Here is a 260-nt window from a genome sequence, read left to right as displayed (position 1 = left end):
CAGTTGCTCTACCAATTGAGCTACACCAGCATACTTGGCGACCCGGAACGGACTTGAACCGTCGACCTCCAGCGTGACAGGCTGGCATTCTAACCAACTGAACTACCGGGCCATTAGTTAGAAATTTGTTTGTTAAAAATATATGGTGGGCGATACAGGGCTCGAACCTGTGACCCCCTGCTTGTAAGGCAGATGCTCTCCCAGCTGAGCTAATCGCCCATATATCTGGTGACCCTACCGGGATTCGAACCCGGGATACC

At 51.9% G+C, this 260-nt stretch carries 2 tRNA genes; both read right to left on the bottom strand.

The window, feature by feature from the left end:
• Positions 1–35: 35 nt before the first annotated feature.
• Positions 36–112: transfer RNA gene (locus ACU68W_RS09345), tRNA-Asp, on the bottom strand.
• A 31-nt stretch (positions 113–143) separates the two neighbouring features.
• A tRNA-Val gene (locus ACU68W_RS09340) sits at positions 144–219 on the bottom strand.
• Positions 220–260: the final 41 nt, after the last annotated feature.

Source organism: Finegoldia sp. P2-F-LR, assembly GCF_052932265.1.
The sequence above is the reverse complement of the archived record's forward strand: the minus strand, read 5'-3'. Positions and strand labels throughout refer to the sequence as shown.